22 protein-coding genes are annotated in these 20,386 nt (G+C 64.8%); 9 read left to right on the forward strand and 13 right to left on the reverse strand.

Going from position 1 to position 20,386, the window contains the following annotated elements:
* Positions 1–80: 80 nt before the first annotated feature.
* Positions 81–1,736 carry a fumarate hydratase gene (locus ACR9YP_RS18890; RefSeq protein ID WP_474220781.1) on the forward strand — a complete coding sequence of 552 codons (1,656 nt, stop codon included), beginning with the start codon at positions 81–83 and terminating at the stop codon, positions 1,734–1,736.
* A 145-nt stretch (positions 1,737–1,881) separates the two neighbouring features.
* Here the strand turns inward: ACR9YP_RS18890 and ACR9YP_RS18895 are convergent, their stop codons facing one another.
* The 6 genes from ACR9YP_RS18895 to ACR9YP_RS18920 all read right to left on the reverse strand — a co-directional run bounded on the left by ACR9YP_RS18895 (position 1,882) and on the right by ACR9YP_RS18920 (position 6,317).
* On the reverse strand, positions 1,882–2,802 hold the full coding sequence (locus ACR9YP_RS18895; protein ID WP_474220782.1) for an SH3 domain-containing protein: 921 nt from the start codon (positions 2,800–2,802) through the stop codon (positions 1,882–1,884).
* A 15-nt stretch (positions 2,803–2,817) separates the two neighbouring features.
* Entirely contained in the window at positions 2,818–3,114 is a 297-nt protein-coding gene (locus ACR9YP_RS18900; protein WP_438107103.1) for a hypothetical protein, read from the reverse strand.
* 187 nt (positions 3,115–3,301) lie between these two features.
* Positions 3,302–3,856: an inner membrane-spanning protein YciB gene (locus ACR9YP_RS18905; protein ID WP_474220783.1), complete on the reverse strand. Its 555-nt coding sequence runs from the start codon at positions 3,854–3,856 to the stop codon at positions 3,302–3,304.
* Positions 3,857–3,868: 12 nt separating this feature from the next.
* Positions 3,869–4,444, reverse strand: coding sequence for a hypothetical protein (locus ACR9YP_RS18910; RefSeq protein ID WP_474220784.1), 576 nt, complete (start codon positions 4,442–4,444; stop codon positions 3,869–3,871).
* Positions 4,445–4,521: 77 nt separating this feature from the next.
* A complete protein-coding gene (locus tag ACR9YP_RS18915; protein ID WP_474220785.1) occupies positions 4,522–4,785 on the reverse strand; it encodes a hypothetical protein in 264 nt (87 codons plus the stop codon).
* Positions 4,786–4,922: 137 nt separating this feature from the next.
* Positions 4,923–6,317, reverse strand: coding sequence for a carotenoid oxygenase family protein (locus tag ACR9YP_RS18920; protein WP_474220786.1), 1,395 nt, complete (start codon positions 6,315–6,317; stop codon positions 4,923–4,925).
* Between the two features lie 106 nt (positions 6,318–6,423).
* Between ACR9YP_RS18920 and ACR9YP_RS18925 the strand changes: the two genes are divergently transcribed.
* Entirely contained in the window at positions 6,424–7,140 is a 717-nt protein-coding gene (locus tag ACR9YP_RS18925; protein ID WP_474220787.1) for a TetR/AcrR family transcriptional regulator, read from the forward strand.
* A 238-nt stretch (positions 7,141–7,378) separates the two neighbouring features.
* Complete coding sequence (locus ACR9YP_RS18930; RefSeq protein WP_370988849.1) at positions 7,379–7,954, forward strand: SET domain-containing protein; 576 nt, start codon at positions 7,379–7,381, stop codon at positions 7,952–7,954.
* 208 nt (positions 7,955–8,162) lie between these two features.
* Here ACR9YP_RS18930 and ACR9YP_RS18935 read toward each other — a convergent pair whose 3' ends face one another.
* Together ACR9YP_RS18935 and ACR9YP_RS18940 are read right to left on the reverse strand one after the other, a co-directional pair.
* On the reverse strand, positions 8,163–8,561 hold the full coding sequence (locus tag ACR9YP_RS18935) for a hypothetical protein (RefSeq protein WP_474220788.1): 399 nt from the start codon (positions 8,559–8,561) through the stop codon (positions 8,163–8,165).
* Positions 8,562–8,592: 31 nt separating this feature from the next.
* The gene (locus ACR9YP_RS18940) at positions 8,593–8,823 is read right to left on the reverse strand and encodes a hypothetical protein (protein WP_474220789.1); all 231 of its coding nucleotides are present in this window, start codon (positions 8,821–8,823) and stop codon (positions 8,593–8,595) included.
* Between the two features lie 101 nt (positions 8,824–8,924).
* On the opposite strand from ACR9YP_RS18940, the gene ACR9YP_RS18945 reads away from it, so the two are divergent.
* Positions 8,925–9,746, forward strand: coding sequence for a helix-turn-helix domain-containing protein (locus ACR9YP_RS18945; protein ID WP_474220790.1), 822 nt, complete (start codon positions 8,925–8,927; stop codon positions 9,744–9,746).
* A gap of 67 nt (positions 9,747–9,813) precedes the next feature.
* Positions 9,814–10,479, forward strand: coding sequence for a DsbA family oxidoreductase (locus tag ACR9YP_RS18950; protein ID WP_474220791.1), 666 nt, complete (start codon positions 9,814–9,816; stop codon positions 10,477–10,479).
* Positions 10,480–10,487: 8 nt separating this feature from the next.
* On the opposite strand, the gene ACR9YP_RS18955 is transcribed toward ACR9YP_RS18950, so the two are convergent.
* The 5 genes from ACR9YP_RS18955 to ACR9YP_RS18975 all read right to left on the reverse strand — a co-directional run bounded on the left by ACR9YP_RS18955 (position 10,488) and on the right by ACR9YP_RS18975 (position 15,239).
* Entirely contained in the window at positions 10,488–11,651 is a 1,164-nt protein-coding gene (locus ACR9YP_RS18955) for a GNAT family N-acetyltransferase (protein ID WP_474220792.1), read from the reverse strand.
* 162 nt (positions 11,652–11,813) lie between these two features.
* Complete coding sequence (ccoG, locus tag ACR9YP_RS18960) at positions 11,814–13,253, reverse strand: cytochrome c oxidase accessory protein CcoG (RefSeq protein ID WP_474220793.1); 1,440 nt, start codon at positions 13,251–13,253, stop codon at positions 11,814–11,816.
* 39 nt (positions 13,254–13,292) lie between these two features.
* Entirely contained in the window at positions 13,293–13,496 is a 204-nt protein-coding gene (locus tag ACR9YP_RS18965; RefSeq protein WP_097658086.1) for a YgaP family membrane protein, read from the reverse strand.
* A gap of 16 nt (positions 13,497–13,512) precedes the next feature.
* Complete coding sequence (gene trxC / locus ACR9YP_RS18970; RefSeq protein WP_474220794.1) at positions 13,513–13,956, reverse strand: thioredoxin TrxC; 444 nt, start codon at positions 13,954–13,956, stop codon at positions 13,513–13,515.
* Positions 13,953–15,239 (reverse strand): NAD(P)/FAD-dependent oxidoreductase, encoded by a 1,287-nt coding sequence (locus ACR9YP_RS18975; RefSeq protein ID WP_474220795.1) that lies wholly within the window; start codon positions 15,237–15,239, stop codon positions 13,953–13,955. Before ACR9YP_RS18975 ends, trxC begins: the two co-directional genes overlap by 4 nt.
* Positions 15,240–15,354: 115 nt before the next feature.
* On the opposite strand from ACR9YP_RS18975, the gene ACR9YP_RS18980 reads away from it, so the two are divergent.
* The 4 genes from ACR9YP_RS18980 to ACR9YP_RS18995 all read left to right on the forward strand — a co-directional run bounded on the left by ACR9YP_RS18980 (position 15,355) and on the right by ACR9YP_RS18995 (position 20,368).
* On the forward strand, positions 15,355–15,654 hold the full coding sequence (locus ACR9YP_RS18980) for an ArsR/SmtB family transcription factor (protein WP_474220796.1): 300 nt from the start codon (positions 15,355–15,357) through the stop codon (positions 15,652–15,654).
* A gap of 103 nt (positions 15,655–15,757) precedes the next feature.
* Entirely contained in the window at positions 15,758–16,780 is a 1,023-nt protein-coding gene (locus ACR9YP_RS18985) for an efflux RND transporter periplasmic adaptor subunit (RefSeq protein ID WP_474220797.1), read from the forward strand.
* Positions 16,777–20,004 (forward strand): efflux RND transporter permease subunit, encoded by a 3,228-nt coding sequence (locus ACR9YP_RS18990; RefSeq protein ID WP_474220798.1) that lies wholly within the window; start codon positions 16,777–16,779, stop codon positions 20,002–20,004. Before ACR9YP_RS18985 ends, ACR9YP_RS18990 begins: the two co-directional genes overlap by 4 nt.
* Before the next feature lie 7 nt (positions 20,005–20,011).
* On the forward strand, positions 20,012–20,368 hold the full coding sequence (locus ACR9YP_RS18995) for a carboxymuconolactone decarboxylase family protein (protein ID WP_474220799.1): 357 nt from the start codon (positions 20,012–20,014) through the stop codon (positions 20,366–20,368).
* Positions 20,369–20,386 lie beyond the last annotated feature (18 nt).

The raw sequence follows: 20,386 nt of genomic DNA on the forward strand, positions 1-20,386 counted from the left end.
TTTCTTTTCTGCCGGAAATGGGCTTAGAACGCTTCTACGCCGAGGGCCCGCGCGAGGCCCCAAAACCCGAGATCGACCCCATGAACGCTCCCACCGCCTTCCCCGACCAGTCAAAGCCCGTTCCGCCCTACAAGCACACTCCGTTGTTCCCGCTGGGCAAGGACGAGACGCCCTACAAGAAGATTTCGTCCGAGGGCGTCAGGGTCGAGAAGGTCCTGGGCAAGGACATGCTGGTGGTGTCGCGCGAGGCGCTACGGGCGCTGTCGGAGGCGGCTTTCGGCGACATCAATCATTACCTGCGACCGGGCCATCTGAAGCAGCTCCGTTCGATCCTCGAGGACGGCGAGGCGAGCCCGAACGACAAGTTCGTTGCGCTCGACTTTTTGAAGAACGCCAACATCGCCGCCGGCGGCGTGTTGCCGATGTGTCAGGACACCGGCACCGCGATCATCATGGGCAAGAAGGGCTGCAACGTCATCACCGATGGTGACGACGAGGCGGCGCTGTCGGAGGGCGCGCGCGATGCCTATCTGCGCCGCAATCTGCGCTACTCGCAGGTCGCGCCGCTCTCGATGTACGAGGAGAAGAACACCGCCAACAACATGCCGGCGCAGTGCGAGATCTACGCCGAGGGCGACGACGCCTACAAGTTCATGTTCATGGCGAAGGGCGGCGGCTCCGCCAACAAGAGCTTTCTGTTCCAGGCGACGCCTTCCGTCCTCACCAAGGACCGTCTGCTCGCCTTCCTCAAGGAGAAGATCCTCACCCTCGGCACCGCGGCGTGCCCGCCTTATCACCTCGCCATCGTGATCGGCGGCACCTCGGCCGAGCTGTGCATGAAGACAGTGAAGCTCGCCTCCGCCCGCTACCTCGATGCGCTGCCGACGCACGGCTCGCCCGACGGCAACGCCTTCCGCGACGTCGAGATGGAGAAGGAAATCCACAAGATGACGCAGTCGCTCGGTGTCGGCGCGCAGTTCGGCGGAAAGTATTTCTGCCACGACGTGCGCGTGATCCGGATGCCGCGCCATGGCGCTTCGCTCCCGATCGGGCTTGGCGTGTCCTGCTCGGCCGACCGCCAGGTGCTCGGCAAGGTCACCAAAGACGGCATTTATCTCGAGGAGCTCGAGCACAACCCGGCGCAATATCTGCCGCAGGTCGAGCAGTCGCTCGGCGGTGAGGTCGTCAAGATCGACCTCAACCAGCCGATGAAGGACATTCTGGCCACCTTCTCGAAATATCCGATCAAGACCCGGGTCTCGATGACCGGCACCATGATCGTCGCGCGCGATAGCGCACATGCCAAGCTGCGCGAGCGGCTGGAGAGGGGCGAGCCGCTGCCGGACTATTTCAAGAACCATCCGGTCTATTACGCCGGCCCGGCCAAGACGCCCGACGGCTACGCCTCCGGCGCGTTCGGCCCGACCACCGCGGGCCGCATGGATTCCTTCGTCGACCAGTTTCAGGCCGCCGGCGGCTCGATGGTGATGGTCGCCAAGGGCAACCGGGCGCCTGCCGTGCGCGAGGCCTGCAAGAAGTATGGCGGCTTCTATCTCGGCTCGATCGGCGGCGCTGCGGCGAATCTCGCCGAGCACTGCATCAAGAAGGTCGAGGTGCTCGAATATCCCGAGCTCGGCATGGAAGCGATCTGGCGCATCGAAGTCGTCGACTTCCCGGCGTTCATCATTATCGACGACAAGGGCAATGATTTCTTCAAGGAGTTGAATCTGGGCTAGCTGCTTCATCCGCACTTGCGTGCGGGTGATCGCACCTGTGCTTTACGAAAGATCGTCATGCCCGGGCTTGTCCCGGGCATCCACGTTCTTGGTACGGCGAACAAGATGTGGATGGCCGGGACGAGGCCATGACGATGCGGAAGCTTCAACTACAATTCGTGACCTGGTTGGAGCAGAGCGAACGCCACCAGCCGCGCACACCGTCGTGGCTCTCGACGAGACCCCAATATCCGCTGCAGGCGAGCAGGCGCTTCGGGCCGCCGTCACCATCGATCGGGCCGCCGAGCTCGCGCTGCGCCGCCATCCATTTGGCGTCGACGAAGGGGGCCTGGAACAGCCCGCCCGCGCGCGTGTAGCCGTTGGCGAAATTCGCGCCGACCTTGTTGGAGGCGACCCAGCCGCGTCCGGCATAGGGCTTTGGCGCATTGCGCGGATATTTTTTCTCGTCCTCGTAATCCTTGCCCGGCGGCTTCGCGCCTTCGATCAGAAACCAACCGTCCTTGAAACCGACGATGCGGAATTCGGTGAGCCAGCCGCCCTCGGGCGTGTTCTCGCTGCCGCCAAGCTTTAATCGATACGGCGGCGGCAGGGTGCCGAGCACGCGCGCCTTCACCGATGGCTCGGTCCGCACGTTGAGTCCGTTCGGATCCTTGTCGATGGACCAGGCGCCGAGATTGCAGGGCTCGGTGCCCTCGGGCAGGGTTGCGCGCTTGCCCGCCAGCTCGGCGTGGAGCTTTGCATAATCGCCGTCGTCATCGACCGCATCGGCCTCGACGCGCGGCTTCAATTCGGCCGATACCGCGAGCTTCTCGTCCGGCGTCAGCGCGACCACGAGGGTCTGGCGCGCACCGAACACGCTGGCCGGCGACTTCGGGTCATTCGACGTCGCCGGATAGACGGCGAGGTAACCGGTCGAGGCTTCGGTGCGGTACGCCGTGCCGGCGACATAACCCGCCGGCACCAGGGCGAGCGCGCTTGCGCGCCACGCCGGTTCGGTGTCGTCCGCGCGCGCTGCTTGTGTCGCGACACACAGGATCGTCGCCGCGATGAGATGGAGCAGGCGCATGATTGCTGCGCGGCCTTATGCCCGCGCGCCCGTGAACGGGAAGCTGCCCATCGGGCCGATGCCCATCTCGCCGCTGATGCTGTCGCCGGAGACGGTGCCGGTGAATTCGAGCGTGAGCGGCATCGGGTTGGTGATCGAGACTTTCCAGGAGACGTTGTCGCCAGAGACAGTGCCGTCGAAAATCTCGGCGGTATTACCTTCGGCGCCTTGCGTGCCCGTGAGCGCGCCGCCCGCGGCCTTCAGGCTCAGCGTCGCCTGGCGCTCGCCCATCGGCGTCGTCATGGTCAGATTCCAGTTGCCGTCAACGGCCATTCCTGTCTCCCAAAATCCCGGCGGGTCGCGACGATCCGCGGCCAGTCCTGGGCGAGCCTATAACCCAACTCGCAGCTCCTGCCTAACGCTGCATTGGAGGCATAGAAGCATGATCCGGAAAAGTGTGTAGCGGTTTTCCGAAAAGATCATGCTCAAACAACAACCTAAAGCGCGGTCACATCGCGCTTTAGGCGCGGGCAGCGGCGCGCCGGCGGCTGGTGACGATGAGGCGCAGAACGACGTACTGCGCGGCAAAGGCCAAGATCTTGGCGCCGCCTGCGACCACTGTGAGGTATAACGCCCACAGCTTCAGATCGCCGGTCGATGCGACGGCGATCACGCCGACGCCGATCACGAACATCAGCACCGCCCAGGCATAGCCCGCAGCCGTCACATATTCCGGAACGGTCTCGACGACGATCGGCGGCATGTAGCGCAGCATCCAGCCGCGCTTGAGCATGATGAGTCCGATCGCGAAATGCGCGATCGCGGGCTTTGCCAGCATAAAGCGGGGATCATTGGTCAAGAGCGTGATCGCGCCCAGCACGACCACGAGCGCGAGGCTCGCATAGGTCATGTAGTTGAGCTCTCGTCCCTTGACGCGGGCATAGATCACCTGCGCGATTGCACCGGCAATCGCCACCGACGTCGCCAGGACGACGTTGTCGGTGATGAGGTAGATGACCAGGAAGACGATGGCGGAAAGGAAGTCGGAGGCGAGGCGGGCGAATACGCTCTTCATCGTCGATCCTGTTCAGCGAGCGTTGGGCAATGCGCGGGCGGGCGCACCGTACTTGATCTCGCGATACTCGGGATACCACTTTGTGAAGTACATCGCGCTGTTGCGGGCCGCGAAGGCAACCGCAAGGCTCGACCAGAGCGGCAGCCCGGGGACGTAGAGTAGCACGAGATTGGCGGCTGCCATCAACAGCGCGGCTGCGGTCCAGGCGCCGGTGATGACATAATTGGCGCGGAGGAAGCCGGGCATCGCCGCGGTTTCGGCCGGGACCGATTCAAGCGCATATTGCAGCGTGAAGGGACGACGGACCAGCATCGAGCCGAGTGAGATGATGAAGATGCCGAGATCGACCGACAGCTTGACGCCGAGCGTGCCGAGCGCGGGATCGAGCAGCGCGAGATAGAGGCCGATTGCGGCGAACACGATCGCCGAGCCCGTGGCCAGGATCTTCACCGAGCGGCCGCGCACGGCGTCGATTGCGACCGTGGCGAGGCAGATTGCAGCGGCCGCAAACACGCTGATCGTGGCGGAGGTCACCAGCATCAGCAACGCGAAGGCGCCGTAGGGCGCGAGGATCAGGAAAATCGCCATGAGCCGCCTCGGTCGGGTCAAATCTTTACAATGTCAAGATAAGTAAGCCGGGCGCGGTCTCGGGTCAAGCGAAATCTTTACAGTGTCAAAATGACGTAAGCGACCTCTAAAAGATGAAGTGCTGCAATGGCTTGGTCGGAGGCCTCGTCAGCCAATTCCGCCCAGGGCAGGCGCGACAGGATCGGCAGCGCGGAGGCGATCAAAAGGCCGATGGTGAGCAAGATGCCGCCGTTGAAGAAGGTAATGCTGCTTCGGCGCAGCCGGATGGTTTGGAATGCGAGTGCGGCGCAGGCCAGGGCTAGGACGGCGAGGCAGTCCGCGGTGATCGAGGGCATGTGCATGTGGAATCTCTTTGGTGACACATCCGCGCTGTCATTCCGGGGCGACGCGAAGCGTCGGAATCCATTGAGCGGCAGAACACGCGGCGAAATGGATTCCGGGCTCGCGCTAACGCGCGCCCGGAATGACGAGGTGAGAGCTACGCCCCCACCCAATTGCCGTGAAAGCCGTCGGGCACGCGGTGGCCGAGCTGTACCAGCGCGACGGGACCGGCCTCGACATCGGTGGCGTTGAACACGGCGAGGTCGCTGCGGTTCTCCCGCGCGCGCCAGACCACCGCGAGCAGCCAACCGTCGCCCTCGGCGGCATCGTTCGACCTCTCGACGAACAGCGGCTCGGAGATGGTGTCGCCGGCCGGCAGCAGATAATGGCCGAGCCGTTTGCCGTTGCCGTCGACATGGACGACGCCCGAGAGCGCGCCGAACATCGGCAGCCTCGGATTGGCGCAGGCGTACCAGCCGTGACGGCTCTTCAGCCCGGCGCGGCGATCGTCGATGCGGGGGAATTCGCCGGTGAGATCGTCGAGATAAGTCTGCTGGAAGCGATCGGTATTGCCCGAGAGATCGAACGTCCAGCGGCAGTGGCGGGCGCGCGACTTCTCCGGATCCGTCGGTCGGCCGTCGGGATGCGGAAACAGCGGCGCCTCCTCGAACTGCATGACGTCGGCGATGATGCGGTGATCGTCTTCCCACGCATTCATGACGTGGAAGACGTAGCAGGCCTCAGCTCGAAACCAGACGACGTCCTTTGCCGTGTCGTTGCGCTTCATCACGCCGACATAGGCGCCTTTGTCCGGCTCCCAGGCATAGGGCGACCGTCCACTCATCGCGCGCTCCATGCTGCCGGTGATGGGAAGGATCGGAAACAGCACATGGTTCGCGGTGACGATGAAGTCATGCACCATGCTGGCATAGGGCGCCTCGAAACGCTCGAAGCGCGTCACCTTTCCGGACGCATCGATCGATCCGTAGGAAAGGGCAGGCGTCAACGGTCCGGCGGCATTGTAGCCGAAGAACACCAGTTCGCCTGTGATGGGATCGATCTTCGGATGCGCGGTAAAGCTGCCGGCGATGCGGCCCTGGTAGTTGTGATAGCCGCGCGTTGCCAGCGTGCCAGGCTCGATCTCGGTCGGCAGATGTGCTTCTTCCAGCGCCAGCAGCTTGCCGGCATGGAAGATGATGTTGGTGTTGGCGACGCCGCCATCGGTGAGATCAGCCGGGGCATCGGGCAGCTTGCGGCCGAAGCCGCCGAACAAGGCGCGGCCGGCGTCGTGCTCGGCCAGCCATTTCGGGGTGCGGACCCAGCGATTGCGGTAGCTGGCGCGTCCGTTCTCGAGGTGGAAGGCGTGCAGCATGCCGTCGCCCACGAACCAATGCGCGCCGGGCGAAGAGAACTGCGGATTGGGGCCGTTGCGGTAGAGCGTGCCGTTCAGCTCGCGCGGCAGTTCGCCGATGATGTTGAGGAATGGCGCATCGGCCTCGAACGGGATCGGCGCGATGTTGTTGCGGCGCTCAGTGACGGCGTCCTGCTGCACGGCGTATCCTTCCCTATCTTTACATCGTAAAGATTGGATAACGCTAATTGCCGTTCCGGTCAAGCGAAATCTTTACACTGTCAATATTGCGCCCTATAGCTTGTCCATGGGCAAGAGCGAAACCAGGAACGCGCGCGGCGTGCGCCCCCCGAAGAAGTCACCATCGGCCTCGCGTTCCCCGCGGCGCCCGGCGGTTGCGAAGACCGAGACACCCTATCATCACGGCGCCCTGCGCGAGGCGTTGCTCCAGGCTGCGGAACGGGTGCTGGAGCGTGACGGGCTTGCCGGCCTGACATTGCGGGCGGTGGCGCGCGAGGCGGGCGTCTCGCATGCCGCGCCGACCCATCATTTCGGCGATCTCACCGGGCTGCTCAGCGAGCTTGCGGCCGTGGGCTTCCGCCAGTTCAACGCCGCGATGGCCTCGTCCTGCGATGCTGCCACCACGCCGCTCGAGCGCGCGCTGGCGCGGCCGAAGGCCTATGTTGCCTATGCGCAGGCCCATCCCGGCATGTACGGCATCATGTTCCGCACCGAACGGCTCGATTATTCGAGGCCCTCGCTGCATGAGGCGGCCGAGGCCTCCTTCGCCGGGCTTGCCAATGCGATCGGCATGATGCGGCAGGAGCAGATCAGCGAAGACGCGCTGACGTTGAACCAGGGCGCGGCGATCGCCCGCGCCTGGTCGATGGTGCACGGCTTCACCACGCTGCTGCTCGACGGGCGGCTCAAGGATATTTTGGAGCGGCTGCCCGAGGGCACGACGGCCGAACGGCTGCTCGAGGCGATGCTGACGGCGCCCGTGACCACCAAACTTCCGGTGTAGCGGGCTGTTGAGCCGGAGAAGAGCCTAAATCGCGATGAGATTAGGATGAATCGTCATCGCGGTGAGGATGGGATCATGATGGCGGCTCGATGCAGCTGGAACTTCGTAGCATCAGACGCCTTGATTGTGGGCAAGGCTCAAAAGCGCCATCAGGCACCTGACAGCGGCGCGGAATCGTTCTAGAAGAGCGGCTTCGCTTGGGTCATCCAGCCTCGTTCGCGTCTTTTTTCTCTTGATCATGCCAGCCATCTCTTCGAACAAACCTTATCGCGTCGGCCGCTCCAAGACCGGGCTCGGCCTTTTCGCCACCAAGCCGATCAAGAAGGGAACCCGGATCATCCGCTATTTCGGGCCGATCCTGGACTCGCGGATTCCGGCGCACGACGAGATCGAGAACAAATATCTGTTCGAGCTCAACGGCCGCTGGACCATCGACGGATCGGTGCGCAAGAACTTCGCCCGCTACATCAATCATTCCTGCCGGCCCAACGCCGAGTCCGACGTTCGCCCGCGCGAGCGCAAGGTCTTCATCCGCGCCATCAAGAACATCGAGCCGGGCGACGAGATCAACTACGACTACGGCACCGACTATTTCAAAGCCTATCTGAAGCCGATCGGCTGCAAGTGCGATTCCTGCGAGAGAAAGCGCAAGAAGCTGCGCGCCGAGGCGCGGGCCGAACGCGCCAAGGTGAAGGCGCGAGCCGAGCGCAAGGCCACGAAGGCGGGCGCCAAGAGTCCGAAAAGCAAGGCCGCCAAAAAGAAGAAGCTCAACGGCCACGCCATCGGCAAAGCGAACGGCCGCGCGCGGGCCTGAGCTTGGGCCTTTAACTCAGCTGTCATGCCCCGGCTTGCCGCCTTCGCTAAAGCTTCGGCGGCCGAGCACCCTTGTGGCCCCGGCGTAGCCTTGGCGGAGCCGGGACCGGGGCATCCAGTACGCCGCGGCGTCTCAGCTCAAGCACAACTGCCTCTGGAATACTGGGCGCCCCGTCAAGCCGGGCGACGACAGCGTGTGGATGTGCGTCTCACGCCGCCACCGCACTCGCGCTCCTCCGCAGCCCCACATATTGCAGCTCGGCGAACACGCCGGTCGCAATTGCCTGCGCCACGACCATCAGCTCGCCCGCGAGGTTCGGCGATACCGCCCCTGAAAGCAGCAGCGCGATGCTGCCGGCTGTCCAGGCCGCGTTACCGATCACGACCAGCAGCACGAGCGCCTTGGACACGGATGCACGCGCGGCGAGCCAGCCGACCAGCGTGGTGTAGGCGATCAGGAACAGGCCGGTCTCACGCAGCAGCGCTTCCGGCAGATTGAACAGCGAGGCGAACGCGCCTGCGCCGAAAGTGAAGCCGAGCGCGGCGACGCCGCTGAAGAGGGCATCGGCGAGCAATGCACTGCGCAGGAAAGTGGATGCTTCGATCATCGTGGTTCTCCTTGGTTGAGGTTGGGGGAAATCACCGCAATCCGCGCCACCAGGCGCGGACGATGCGGGCGAGGCGGAACGGGCACAGGCTCCTGCCGATGCCGTGCTCGAAAGCGATGACCTGCGCGACGACATAGTCGCCGGTCGAATGCATCAGCGGCTCCGGCATGTTGAGGCTGCGCGCCAGCATCCGGGTTGCGAAGGCCATGGCCCAGGGCAAGACGTGGTCTGCGAGGGTTCCGTAGAGCAGCAGCGCGATCATGGTCATCTCCTGTTGCGACCGAAGATGCGCGCGTGCGCGCCCCAATTCGATTACCTCGCGGGTAATGGAAGGGCCGAAATCCGCATGCTAGGTTTTCGATCATGAACGCACATGCATCCACGGCACGCGCCGAACGCAGCCAGCCGGTCCATATCGGCGACCATTTGCGCGAATGGCGGCAGCGCCGTCGCATGAGCCAGCTCGATCTCGCGGGCGAAGCCGAGATATCCGCGCGGCACTTGAGCTTCGTCGAGACCGGCCGCGCCGCGCCCTCGCGCGACATGGTGCTCAGGCTCGCCGAGCGTCTCGACGTGCCCTTGCGTGAACGCAACGTGCTGCTGGTCGCGGCCGGCTATGCGCCGGCCTTCCCGCAGCGCCCGCTGGAGGATCCCGCCTTGAAATCAGCCCGCCAGGCGATCGACCTCGTCCTCAGTGCGCATGAGCCCAATCCGGCCCTGGCGGTGGACCGGCATTGGAACCTGGTCTCGGCCAATCGCATGGTGGCGCCGCTGCTCGACGGCATCCCGCAGCACCTGCTCGGCCAGCCCTTCAACGTGCTGCGTCTCGCGTTCCATCCCGAGGCGCTGGCGCCGCGCACGGTCAATCTCGCGGAATGGTGCGGGCATCTGCTCGAGCGGCTGCACCGGCAATGCGAGGCGACGGCCGACCCTGAATTGATCAAGCTCTATAATGACCTGAAGGGCTATCCTATCCCTGCGCGCGCGGCCCCGCTGTCGAGCGATAATGTCGCCATTCCCTTCAAGCTGCGTCATGATGGAGAGATACTAAGTTTCTTCTCTACCACCATGGTGTTCGGCACGCCCGTGGACATTACGTTGTCGGAGCTGGCGCTGGAGACGTTCTTCCCGGCCGATGAGCGTACCGCGGAGCGGCTGAAGCAGATGGCGGCAGCTATGACGTAGGGCCCTTGCCTCGGGGCGGCTTCGGCTTATGTTTGGGCCAACGTTTGTCGTCAAGGAGGCGCCGCCCATGAGCACGCTGAAACCGCTCCAGATCGATGTCGTCTCCGACGTGGTGTGCCCCTGGTGCTATATCGGCAAGCACCGGATCGAGAGCGCGTTGGCGCTCGTGCCCGATGTTCCGGTCAAGCTCAATTTTCGCCCGTTCTTCCTCAATCCCTGGGTGCCGCGCGAGGGCATCAGCCGTGAGGATTATCTCACCAGGAAATTCGGCTCGGTCGAGGCCTACAAGGGCATTGCCGGGCGCGTCGTCGCAGCTGCGAGTGAGGAGGGCCTCGTCTACCGGCCCGAGATGGTCGCGCGTCAGCCCAACACGACCGACTGTCATCGCCTGATCCTCTGGGCCGAGGCGATCGGCAAGGCGCCTGAGATGAAGCAGCGCCTGATGGAGCTCTATTTCCGCGACGGCGGCGATCTCACCGACGTGAACGTGCTGGTGCAGGCAGCGGCCGATGTCGGCCTCGATGCCGACGACGTGCGCAAGCGCCTCGCCACCGACGAGGACGTCGCGCGCGTGTCGGCGGACGCACAGGAGGCCGCCGAGAAAGGCATCTCCGGCGTGCCGACCTATGTGTTCGCACAGAAATACGCCGTCTCCGGCGCGCAGGATCCGAACTTGCTCGCCCGCGCGATCCGCCAGGTCTCGGCGGAGATCAACGCGCAGGCGGCGGAGTAGTCTTTCGCTTATTTGCGGAGCCGATGGACCACGCGTCGCGCGGCCTGATGCGCGACGTTGAGGCCGGTCAGCGCAGCATGAATGAGCGCGACGACCGGATCATTCCGCCGCAGCGGGATCAGCACGTCACCGATAGCGAAGCGTCCCCGCCAGATCGGATTGATCATGGGGTGATCGGCACTCGCCATCGAATCCGCGCTGGCTATGGCGGGATCGGCGCAGAGGTGGCGGGTGAGGTCGAGCGTGAGCTGCACGCCCGGCGAATATTTCGCAAAGCGCTCGTCGATGCCGAGCTTGAAGAAGAAGGCGCGGTCCTGGTGCCGCAGCACGATTCCGGCGGCGACCTGCGTCATGCCGGCACGAAGCGTGATGATCTCGCATTGCGCGGTTTCCGCCAGCGCCGCGACAGCGCGGCGGATGAAGGTCGCATCGCCCGCATGCTGGATCAGCGCGGTGCCGCGCTCGCCCTTCCAGCCGCTGGCCTCGAGTTGCAGGAATGTTTCGAGCGCGGGCCCAATCTCGTCGCGCCCTCGCGCGACCTCGAACACGACGGGGCCATTTTCTTCGAGCCGATGGCGCTGGCGCCGCAGCTCCTTGAGCTTCCTGGCGCCGAGCGCCTCGCGCAAGAGCGTCTCGCCATCTTGCGTCGCATCGAGGCTGGCGCGGATGTAGGAGCTGAGCAGGCGCGGCTTCAGGCCATCACGATTCAGAACCTGGTTGAGGGCAGTCATCGCAGCGCCGTCGAGCGCGACGTCATTCAGCACGAGCGCATGGGCTCCGGCCTCGCGCGCCTGCTGCAACAGACGCGTGGCGGCCTCGATCGGGGCGTCAAGGTCGATCAGCGGGCTGCACAGCGTGCCATAGGGATGCGCGCTCACCAGCGCGGGCAGGGGAATCTTCCAGGCGCGCCAGAGCGAGATCACCGGCATCAGCCCGATCAGGCGCGTCGAAGATGCGTCGAATGCGGCAAGCGCTGAGGCCCCGGTGCGGCCGCGCGCGGTCGCGCTGACGGCGAGCTCCCAGCCGGGCAGGTAATAGCCGTTCGGCTCGATCGTGCGTTGCGCGAGCGCACGCCATTGACCGGGGTCGATGGAGGTGAGCGGAACGCGCGCGCGCGCGGCATCCCTTGCCGATGCCGGATTGACCGCTGCCTGCTGCGCGATGTCGACCACGTCCCGTCCCCGTTCACGCGGGCCAGGGCCGCGTTACGGCCCATGCTTAGCGCAAAGATTGGAAAATACCGTTGGGACGCTGCCTCAATTCGAACGGTAGTGTTAACGTCTCGTTGAGCATCTAAGCGGTGGCGAGCCGTCGGGTGCGTTGCCGGAGGCTTGCTACTGGTCACCCGGGACGAAATGGTCGCGGGCGCTTGCCCGTCCGCCCCCGGCAGTGTCCGTGATCGTGATGTCGATGTCGCGGGATGTCTGCGGCAAATGTGCCGGACCGACCTGCACGGATAAGCGCACCTCCCGGGTTTGATCCTGCCCGACCGCGACGACCGGCTTGCCGTCCGGCCCGGCCTCGATGCCGGCGACGCGAGGGGTCGCGCCGGGCAGTCCCGAGGTCTCGAGCACAAACGATCGTTCTGCGCCCTTGTTGAGGATGCGCACGATATAGTCGTTGCGCACCCCGCCATCCGAGAGCTGGACGAAGAGGGGATTGCGCTCGTGCAGCACGTTGACGTCCATGGTCGCGCGCGTCGCGAGTGCGTAGAGCATGATGCTGCCGACGATTGCGATTGCTGCCGCGTAGATCAGCGTGCGCGGGCGGATGATGCGATAGATCGGCGGCTTGCCGTCGCGCCGGCGCTGCATGTTGATGTCGGTGTCGTAGCCGATCAGGCCGGCGGGCCGACCGATCTCGCGCATGACGTTGTCGCAGGCATCGATGCACAGGCCGCACTGGATGCAGCCGAGCTGGATTCCATGGCGGATATCCACGCCTGTCGGGCAGACATTGATGCACTGGTGGCAGTCAACACAGTCGCCGGCGACGTCGCCATGGGCGCGGGCGACTTCCGCCTTCTTCACCGACATGCGCGGCTCGCCGCGGTCGCGGCGATAGGTGACATTCAGCGCCCATTCGTCGGTCAGCGCCGCCTGGATGCGGGGCCACGGGCACATGTAGATGCACATCTGCTCGCGAGCGTGGCCTGCGAAGAGGTAGGTCGTGGCAGTCAGGATGCCGATCCAGAGATAGGCGATGAATGGCGCCTGGAACGTCGCGAGCTCCTTCACCAGCGTCGGCGCATCGGCGAAATAGAGCACCCAGGCGCCGCCGGTCCACCAGGCGATCATGATCCAGAGGAAGTGCTTCAGGGCAACTTTTCGGATGTGATCGAATGTCCAGCCGCGCTTGTCGCCCTGCATGCGCTCGCGCCGGTCGCCCTCGACCCAGCGCTCCACTGCGTAGAACAAGTCGGTCCACACCGTCTGCGGACACATGTAGCCGCACCACAGCCGGCCTGCGACCGCGTTCATCAGGAACAGCGTCATCGCCGCGATGATCAGCAGACCGGTGAAATAGTAGACTTCCTGCGGCCACAGCTCGATGAAGAAAAAATAGAAGCGGCGATGCGGGAAGTCGATCAGCACGGCCTGATCCGGCAGACCCGGGCCGCGATTCCAGCGTACGAACGGCAGCAGATAATAGGTGCCGAGCGTGACGCAGAGGATCGCCCATTTGATGCGGCGGAAGGGCCCGCGGACCGACTGCGGATAGACCTTCTTGCGCTTCTCGTAGAGAGGTCCCTCGATGAAAGTATCGTCGGTCATGCCAAATTCCCCCGCATCACAGGCTGCATTGGCGCGCGTTCAGGAGAACGCGCAGCCGCTGCTCAGGCCCAGCTTCCTGAACACGATCGCTGCCGGGCAGAAGCCCGTGAACGAGGCCTGCAACATGTTCAGCCCGGCGAATGCCGTCAGCAGGTACCAATACGCATTCACATAGGTGCCCAGTGCGAGACCGAGCAGGACGACGCATCCCGCAAAGGCGAGGACGGCTTTATCGACATTCATGGCAGGCTCCTTCTTCTTACGAACGGGTCAGGTTGGCTTCGGTCCAGGCGACGATGCTGCGCGCATCCATCGCGCCGGAATGGCGGGCGATCTCGCGGCCGCCGCGCATCAGCAGCAGCGTCGGAATGCCGCTGATGCTCAGTCGCGACGACAATGCGGGTGCGTTGTCCGAATTCAGCTTCAACAGCCGCACACCGGGCTCGAGCTGTTGCGCCGCGCGCTCGAACATCGGAGCCATGGCGCGGCAGGGCCCGCACCATGGCGCCCAGACGTCGATCAGCACGGGAATGTCGCTGCTGGCGACATGGCGGTCGAAGTCCTTCTCGTCCACCTCGATCGGCTGGCCGGTGAACATCGGCTGATGACAGGCGCCGCAGCGCGCACCTTGCGGTGCACGTTCGGCCGGCAGCCGGTTGATGCGCCCGCAACTGCCACAGACGATCTGGCGTGTCGTGCTCATGTGCCGGTTCGGACCTCCTTGAGCTTGGCGATGTTCAGCTTGTCGAGAACGAAGCGCTCGTAGAAGGGCTCGCTCTCGCCGCGCCGCATCTTGCGCAGGAAGTATTTCTCGAAGGCGACCTTGGCGAGGTGCACCCACTCGCCCTTGGAGGACCAATTGACGTTGCGCGGCGGGATCTGCGGCTGCGCCAGGAAGGCGACGCCGGAATCGCCGAAGTCGGCGAGGCAGATCGCGTTCCAGGTCGGCTGTGCCGTGGGCGCTTTGCCGCGAAGCAGGGCGCCGATGTTCATCGCGGTCGCCGTCACCATGGATTCGATCATGAAGCCGGTCTTGGGGACGCCGACCGGCACCGGTGTCGCGCCGACCGGTGCGATCGCGACGCAGACGCCGACTGCAAAGACATTGGAGAAGGTGGGGTTCTGCTGATGCTTGTCGACGATGACGAAGCCGCGCGGATTGGTCAGTTTCTCGATGCCACGCACCGCCTCGACGCCGCGAAAGGCAGGCAGCATCATCGAATAGACGAATGGCAGCTCATGAGCCTTGCGGGACGTGCCGTTGTCGGAAAACTCCTCCACCGTCATCAAGCCGGGGGTGATTTTGTCGACGCGGGCGTTGGTGATCCACTTGATGTGCTTCTCCCGCATCTCGCTTTCCAGCAGACCCTTGGTGTCCCCGACGCCGTCGAGGCCGAGATGGCCGATATAGGACTCCGAGGTGACGAACGTCATTGGGACCCGATCGCGCAGCTTTCGCCGGCGCAGCTCCGTTTCCAGTATGAAGAGGAATTCGTAAGCCGGGCCGAAACAAGAAGCGCCCTGCACGGCGCCGATGACGACCGGGCCGGGGTTCGCCGCGAGCTTCTCGAAGGCCTCACGGGCATGCGCAGCGTGATCGACGTGGCAGATCGACTGGGTATAGCCTTGCGGCCCGAGACCCGGAATCTCGTCGAACGCCAGTTCGGGGCCGGTCGCGACGACCAGATAGTCATAGTCGATCGACGTGCCGTCGCCGAGCTCGACGCGGTTCTCGGCCGGGTGGACGCGCCTTGCGCCCTGCGTCAGCAGCCGCACGCCCTTGCGTTTCATCACGTCGGCAAGGTCGATCTCGATCTCTTCGCGCTTGCGCCAGCCGACCGCGACCCAAGGGTTCGATGGGACGAAATGATAGACGGCGCCTTGTGAAATGACACTGAGGCGATCGTCCTTCCTCAACTGGGGCAGCAATTCGTAGGCCATCAGCGTTCCGCTCAGACCGGCTCCGATTACGGCTACTTCCGCCATGGGTACCTCCGTTGGACCAAGCCGCTCCGCCGGTTCAGTTCCGGCCGTCGTGCAGCGCTTGACGATATATTCGTAATTGCGTATATACGCAAGTATGAAAATAGATAGCGAGATCATGGAGCGGGCGGCAGATCAGGCAAGCGAGCTGCTCAAGGCGCTCTCGAACCGCCACCGTCTTCTCATCATCTGCCAGTTGATCGACGGCGAGCGGTCGGTCGGCGAGCTGGCCGAGTTTCTGAGCCTGCGGGACTCCACGGTCTCCCAGCATCTTGCGCTCCTTCGCAAGGATGGCCTGGTCGCCGCCAGGCGCGATGCGCAGACGATCTTCTATTCGATCGCCAGCGAGCCGGCGCGCGAAGTCCTGAAGACGCTTTATCAGGTGTTTTGCGCGCCGAAGTCCGCAAGGACGAGGTGAAGCCTAGGCAAGGGCGGGCGGGTGCGCCTTGCGCGAGATCAACGCGCCTTCGCCCGATGTCGATGAAATGAGAGGAACACCGCGGCGCGGTGTGATGAACCCGATGACGACACGGATGTGTCCCTTGCAATATTTGGCACGCCTGGGATTTCTGGCCGCGTGGGCGGCGATCGGAGTACCGGCGGGGTCCGCTGCCGCCGCGGCAACGCTCACCGTTGCGCAGCAGCCGGTCACCGACGAAAAGGCCGTCTTCGCGACCGTCGAGAGCATCAGCGTGGTCCCCGCACGCGGCCGCATCGGCGGCACCGTCGTTCAGCTCAAGGTGCGGGAAGGCGATCGCGTCACCGCAGGTCAGGTCATCGCGGCCATCGGCGACGAGAAGCTCGTCCTGCAGATGAAATCGCTCGACGCGCAGATCGAGGCGCTGCAGGCCCAGGCCAGGCAGGCGCAGCTCGACTTCACCCGGACCGAAGGGCTGGTCGAGCGCGGCATCCTGCCGCGCGTCAAGCTCGACGAGCAGCGCACGGCGCTCAACGTCGCCGACAACGGCCTGCGCGCCAGGACCGCGGAGCGCGCCGTCATCAACGAGCAGCTCAACCAGGGACAGGTGCTCGCGCCGACGGACGGGCGCGTGTTGAAGCGGTTGATCACCGTCGGATCCGTCGTGCTCGCCGGCGACCCGATCGTCACGGTCGCCGAGCAGAACTTCAAGCTGCGGCTGCGCGTGCCGGAGCGCCACGCGCGCTCTTTGAAGGCCGGCGACAAGGTCCGCGTCGATGGCGCGGAGCTGGCGGGAGAGGCCTCGAAATGGGGCGTGATCGACCTCGTCTATCCCCAGATCGAGGAGGGGCGCGTCATTGCGGACGCGACCGTCGAGGGGCTCGGCGAATATTTCGTCGGCGATCGCTTGCGGGTCTGGATCGCCGGCGGCGCGCGGCCGGCCTTTGTCATTCCTTCGAGCTATGTGACGACCCGGTTCGGCATCGACTACGTCCAGCTCCGCAAAGGCGATGAGACGATCGACGTGCCGGTGCAGCGCGGCCGCGACATGCCGACGCCTTCGCTTCCCGACGGGCTCGAAATCCTGTCGGGCATCCGGACCGGTGACCAATTGGTGCGGCCGTGAATCTCGGGCTGTCAGGACGGTTGACCAGGTCGACCATCGCATCGCCGCTCACGCCGCTATTCCTGCTCGGGGCCCTCGTCGTAGGGCTGATCGCCGTCGTGGTGATTCCGCGCGAGGAGGAGCCGCAGATCAGCGTTCCCATGGTGGATATCCGCGTCAATGCCGACGGCCTGCGCGCGCCCGACGCGGTGGAGCTGGTGAGCAAGCCGCTGGAATCGATCGTCAAGGGCATCGACGGCGTCGAGCACGTCTATAGCCAGACCGAGGACGACCGCGTGATGGTCACCGCGCGCTTCCTGGTCGGCACCAAGTTCGAGGATGCCATCCTGCGCGTGCACGAGAAGATTCGCGCCAATCTGGACCGCATTCCCGTCGGCATCCCGGAGCCGCTGATCGTCGGCCGGGGCATCAACGACGTTGCGGTGACGGTGTTGACGCTGTCACCGAAGCCGGAAGCCGCCAGCCGCTGGACCGACGAGGATCTCTACGAGCTCGCCGACAAGCTGCGCGCGGAGCTGATGAAGGTCGACGACATCGGCCTCACCTACATATCCGGCGGCGCGGCGCAACAGATCCGGGTCGAGCCAGATCCGGAGAAACTGTCGCTGTTCGGTGTCACGCTGCAGCAGCTCGTGGCCAAGGTGAAGGACGCCAATCGCTCGTTCCTGGCGGGGCAGGTCCGCGACGCCGGCATCGTCCGAGGCGTCGCGGCGGGGCAGACGCTGTCCGGCATTCCCGACATGGGACTGCTGCTCATCACGAGCCGCGACGGCCGGCCGGTCTATGTCAAGGACGTCGCCTCCGTCTTCGTCGGCCCGAGCACCGTCGAGCATCGCGTCTGGACGGATTCGCGCGGGCCCGCTGGGCAGTGGGCGCGCACGCCCGCCGTCAGCCTGGCGCTGGCCAAGCGGGCCGGTGCCAACGCGGTCGTCGTGTCCGAGAACATCGCCAAACGCCTCGAAGGATTGAAGTCGCGCCTGATCCCTGGGGATCTCCAGGTGACGGTGACGCGCGACTACGGCGAGACCGCCAACGAGAAGGCCAACGAACTGCTGTTCCACCTCGGCCTCGCGACCGTCTCGATTGTCGTCCTGATCGCGATCGCGATCGGCTGGCGCGAGGCGTTGGTGACCTTCGTCGTGATTCCCACGACGATCCTGCTCACGATGTTCGCCGCCAATCTGATGGGCTACACCATCAACCGCGTCAGCCTGTTCGCGCTGATCTTTTCCATCGGCATTCTCGTCGACGACGCCATCGTCGTCGTCGAGAACATCGCGCGGCATTGGAGCATGCGCGACGGCCGGCCGCGCCTGCAGGCGACCATCGAAGCGGTGGCGGAGGTCGGCAACCCCACCATCGTCGCGACGCTGACCGTGATCGCCGCGCTGCTGCCCATGCTGTTCGTGTCGGGCCTGATGGGCCCCTATATGGCGCCGATCCCGGCCAATGCGTCGGCTGCCATGCTGTTCTCATTCTTCGTTGCGATGGTGGTCGCGCCCTGGTTGATGATCAAGCTCGCGCCGAGGGGCGAGGTTACCTCGACGCATCCGGAGCACGATGAAGGTCGGCTCGGCCGTCTCTACCGGCGCTTCGCCACGCCGATCGTGCGGAGCAAGCGGTCGGCCTGGATCTTCCTGCTCGGCGTCGGCATCGCGACGCTGCTGTCGATGACGCTGTTTGCGACCAAGTCGGTGACGGTCAAGCTTCTGCCGTTCGACAACAAGTCCGAGATCGCCGTGGTCGTCGACCTGCCGGAAGGGGCGAGCCTGGAGGCGACCGAGCGCACGCTGTTCGGCGCGGCCGAGATCGCGCGGCAATTGCCGGAGGTCACCTCGCTGCAATCCTATGCCGGCACGCCCGCTCCCTTCAATTTCAACGGCCTGGTGCGGCACTACTATTTGCGCCAGAGGCCCGAGCTCGGCGAAGTTCAGGTCAACCTGGCGGCGCGCGGCGAGCGCAAGCGCGCGAGCCATGAGATCGCGCTCGAGCTGCGCGAGAAGCTGAAGGCGCTCGATCCGCCCGCGGGCACCAGCATCAAGGTGGTCGAAGTGCCGCCCGGGCCACCGGTGCTTTCGACGCTGCTCGCCGAGGTCTACGGTCCCGATGCGGCCGCGCGCCGTGCGGTTACGGCCGAGCTCAAGAAGGTGTTCGCGGAAGTGCCGTTCATCGTCGACATCGACGATTCCGTCGGCGAGAAGCGGCCACGGCTGCGGCTCTCGATCGACCAGGACCGGCTCGAATTCTTCGGCGTCGAGCAGCGCGACGTCTACGACACCATCCAGGCGCTGTTCGGCGGCATTTCGATCGGCTATTCGCATCGCGGCGAGGACCGCAACCCGATCGAGATCGCGGTGCATCTCGGAAAGCGCGATCTGGTCTGGGACGAGGCGTTGGCCTCGACGCCGGTGCCGGCCAACACGTTGCCCGGCAGCAAGACGGTGGTCGAACTCGGTCAGGTCGTGAAGGCGACCATGGAGGAGGGCTCGCTGACGATCTTCCGCCGCGACGGCCGCTTCGCCGACATGGTGATGGCCGAGCTCGCCGGCCGCTTCGAGGCGCCGCTTTACGGCATGCTCGCGGTTGCCGATCGTGTGGAGGCCCATGACTGGGGCACGCTGCCGAAGCCCGCGATCAGCCTGCACGGCCAGCCATCGGACGAGTCGCGGCCCACGCTGTTGTGGGACGGCGAATGGGAGATCACCTGGGTGACCTTCCGCGACATGGGCGCCGCCTTCGGTGCGGCCATCCTCGGCATTTACGTGCTGGTCGTCGCCCAGTTCCGGAGTTTTCGCCTGCCGCTCGTCATCCTGACGCCGATTCCGCTGACGCTGATCGGCATCCTGATCGGGCACTGGCTCCTGGGGGCGCCGTTCACCGCGACCTCCATGATCGGCTTCATCGCGCTGGCCGGCATCATCGTGCGTAACTCGATCCTGCTGGTCGATTTCATCAGGCACAGCGGCGCAGATGGCAAGTCGCTTCGCGAGGTGGTGCTGGAGGCCGGCGCGGTCCGCTTCAAGCCGATCCTGCTCACCGCGCTCGCGGCCATGATCGGCGCCGCGACCATCCTGCTCGACCCGATCTTTCAGGGACTGGCGATCTCGCTCCTGTTCGGGCTTGCCTCGTCGACGCTGCTCACCGTGCTGGTGATTCCCGCGATCTATATCGCCTTGCGCGCGCCGCGCGAGGCTATTTCGACCACAGCCAAATCCAGGCCATGAGGATCCGATGGACAAGAACTACGTCGACATCACCAGGAACATCTCCGCCAACCTGAAGAAGCTGCGCAGCGACATTCCCGACACCATGAAGGGATTTGCCGCACTTGCCCAGGCGGCGACGCACGACGGCGCGCTCGACAAGAAGACGAAGGAGCTGATCGCGCTGGCGCTTGGCGTCGCTGCGCATTGCGACGGCTGCATCGGCTTTCACACCGAAGCGCTCGTCAAGCTCGGCGCGACGCGCCAGGAGGTCGAGGAGACGCTCGGCATGGCGGTCTATATGGGCGGCGGCCCGTCGTTGATGTATGCTGCGGACGCGATCGCGGCCTACGAGCAGTTTCAGCAACAATCGGTAGTCGCCTAGTTGCGGTCATTCGATACG

The organism is Bradyrhizobium sp. BR14999, from assembly GCF_056106085.1.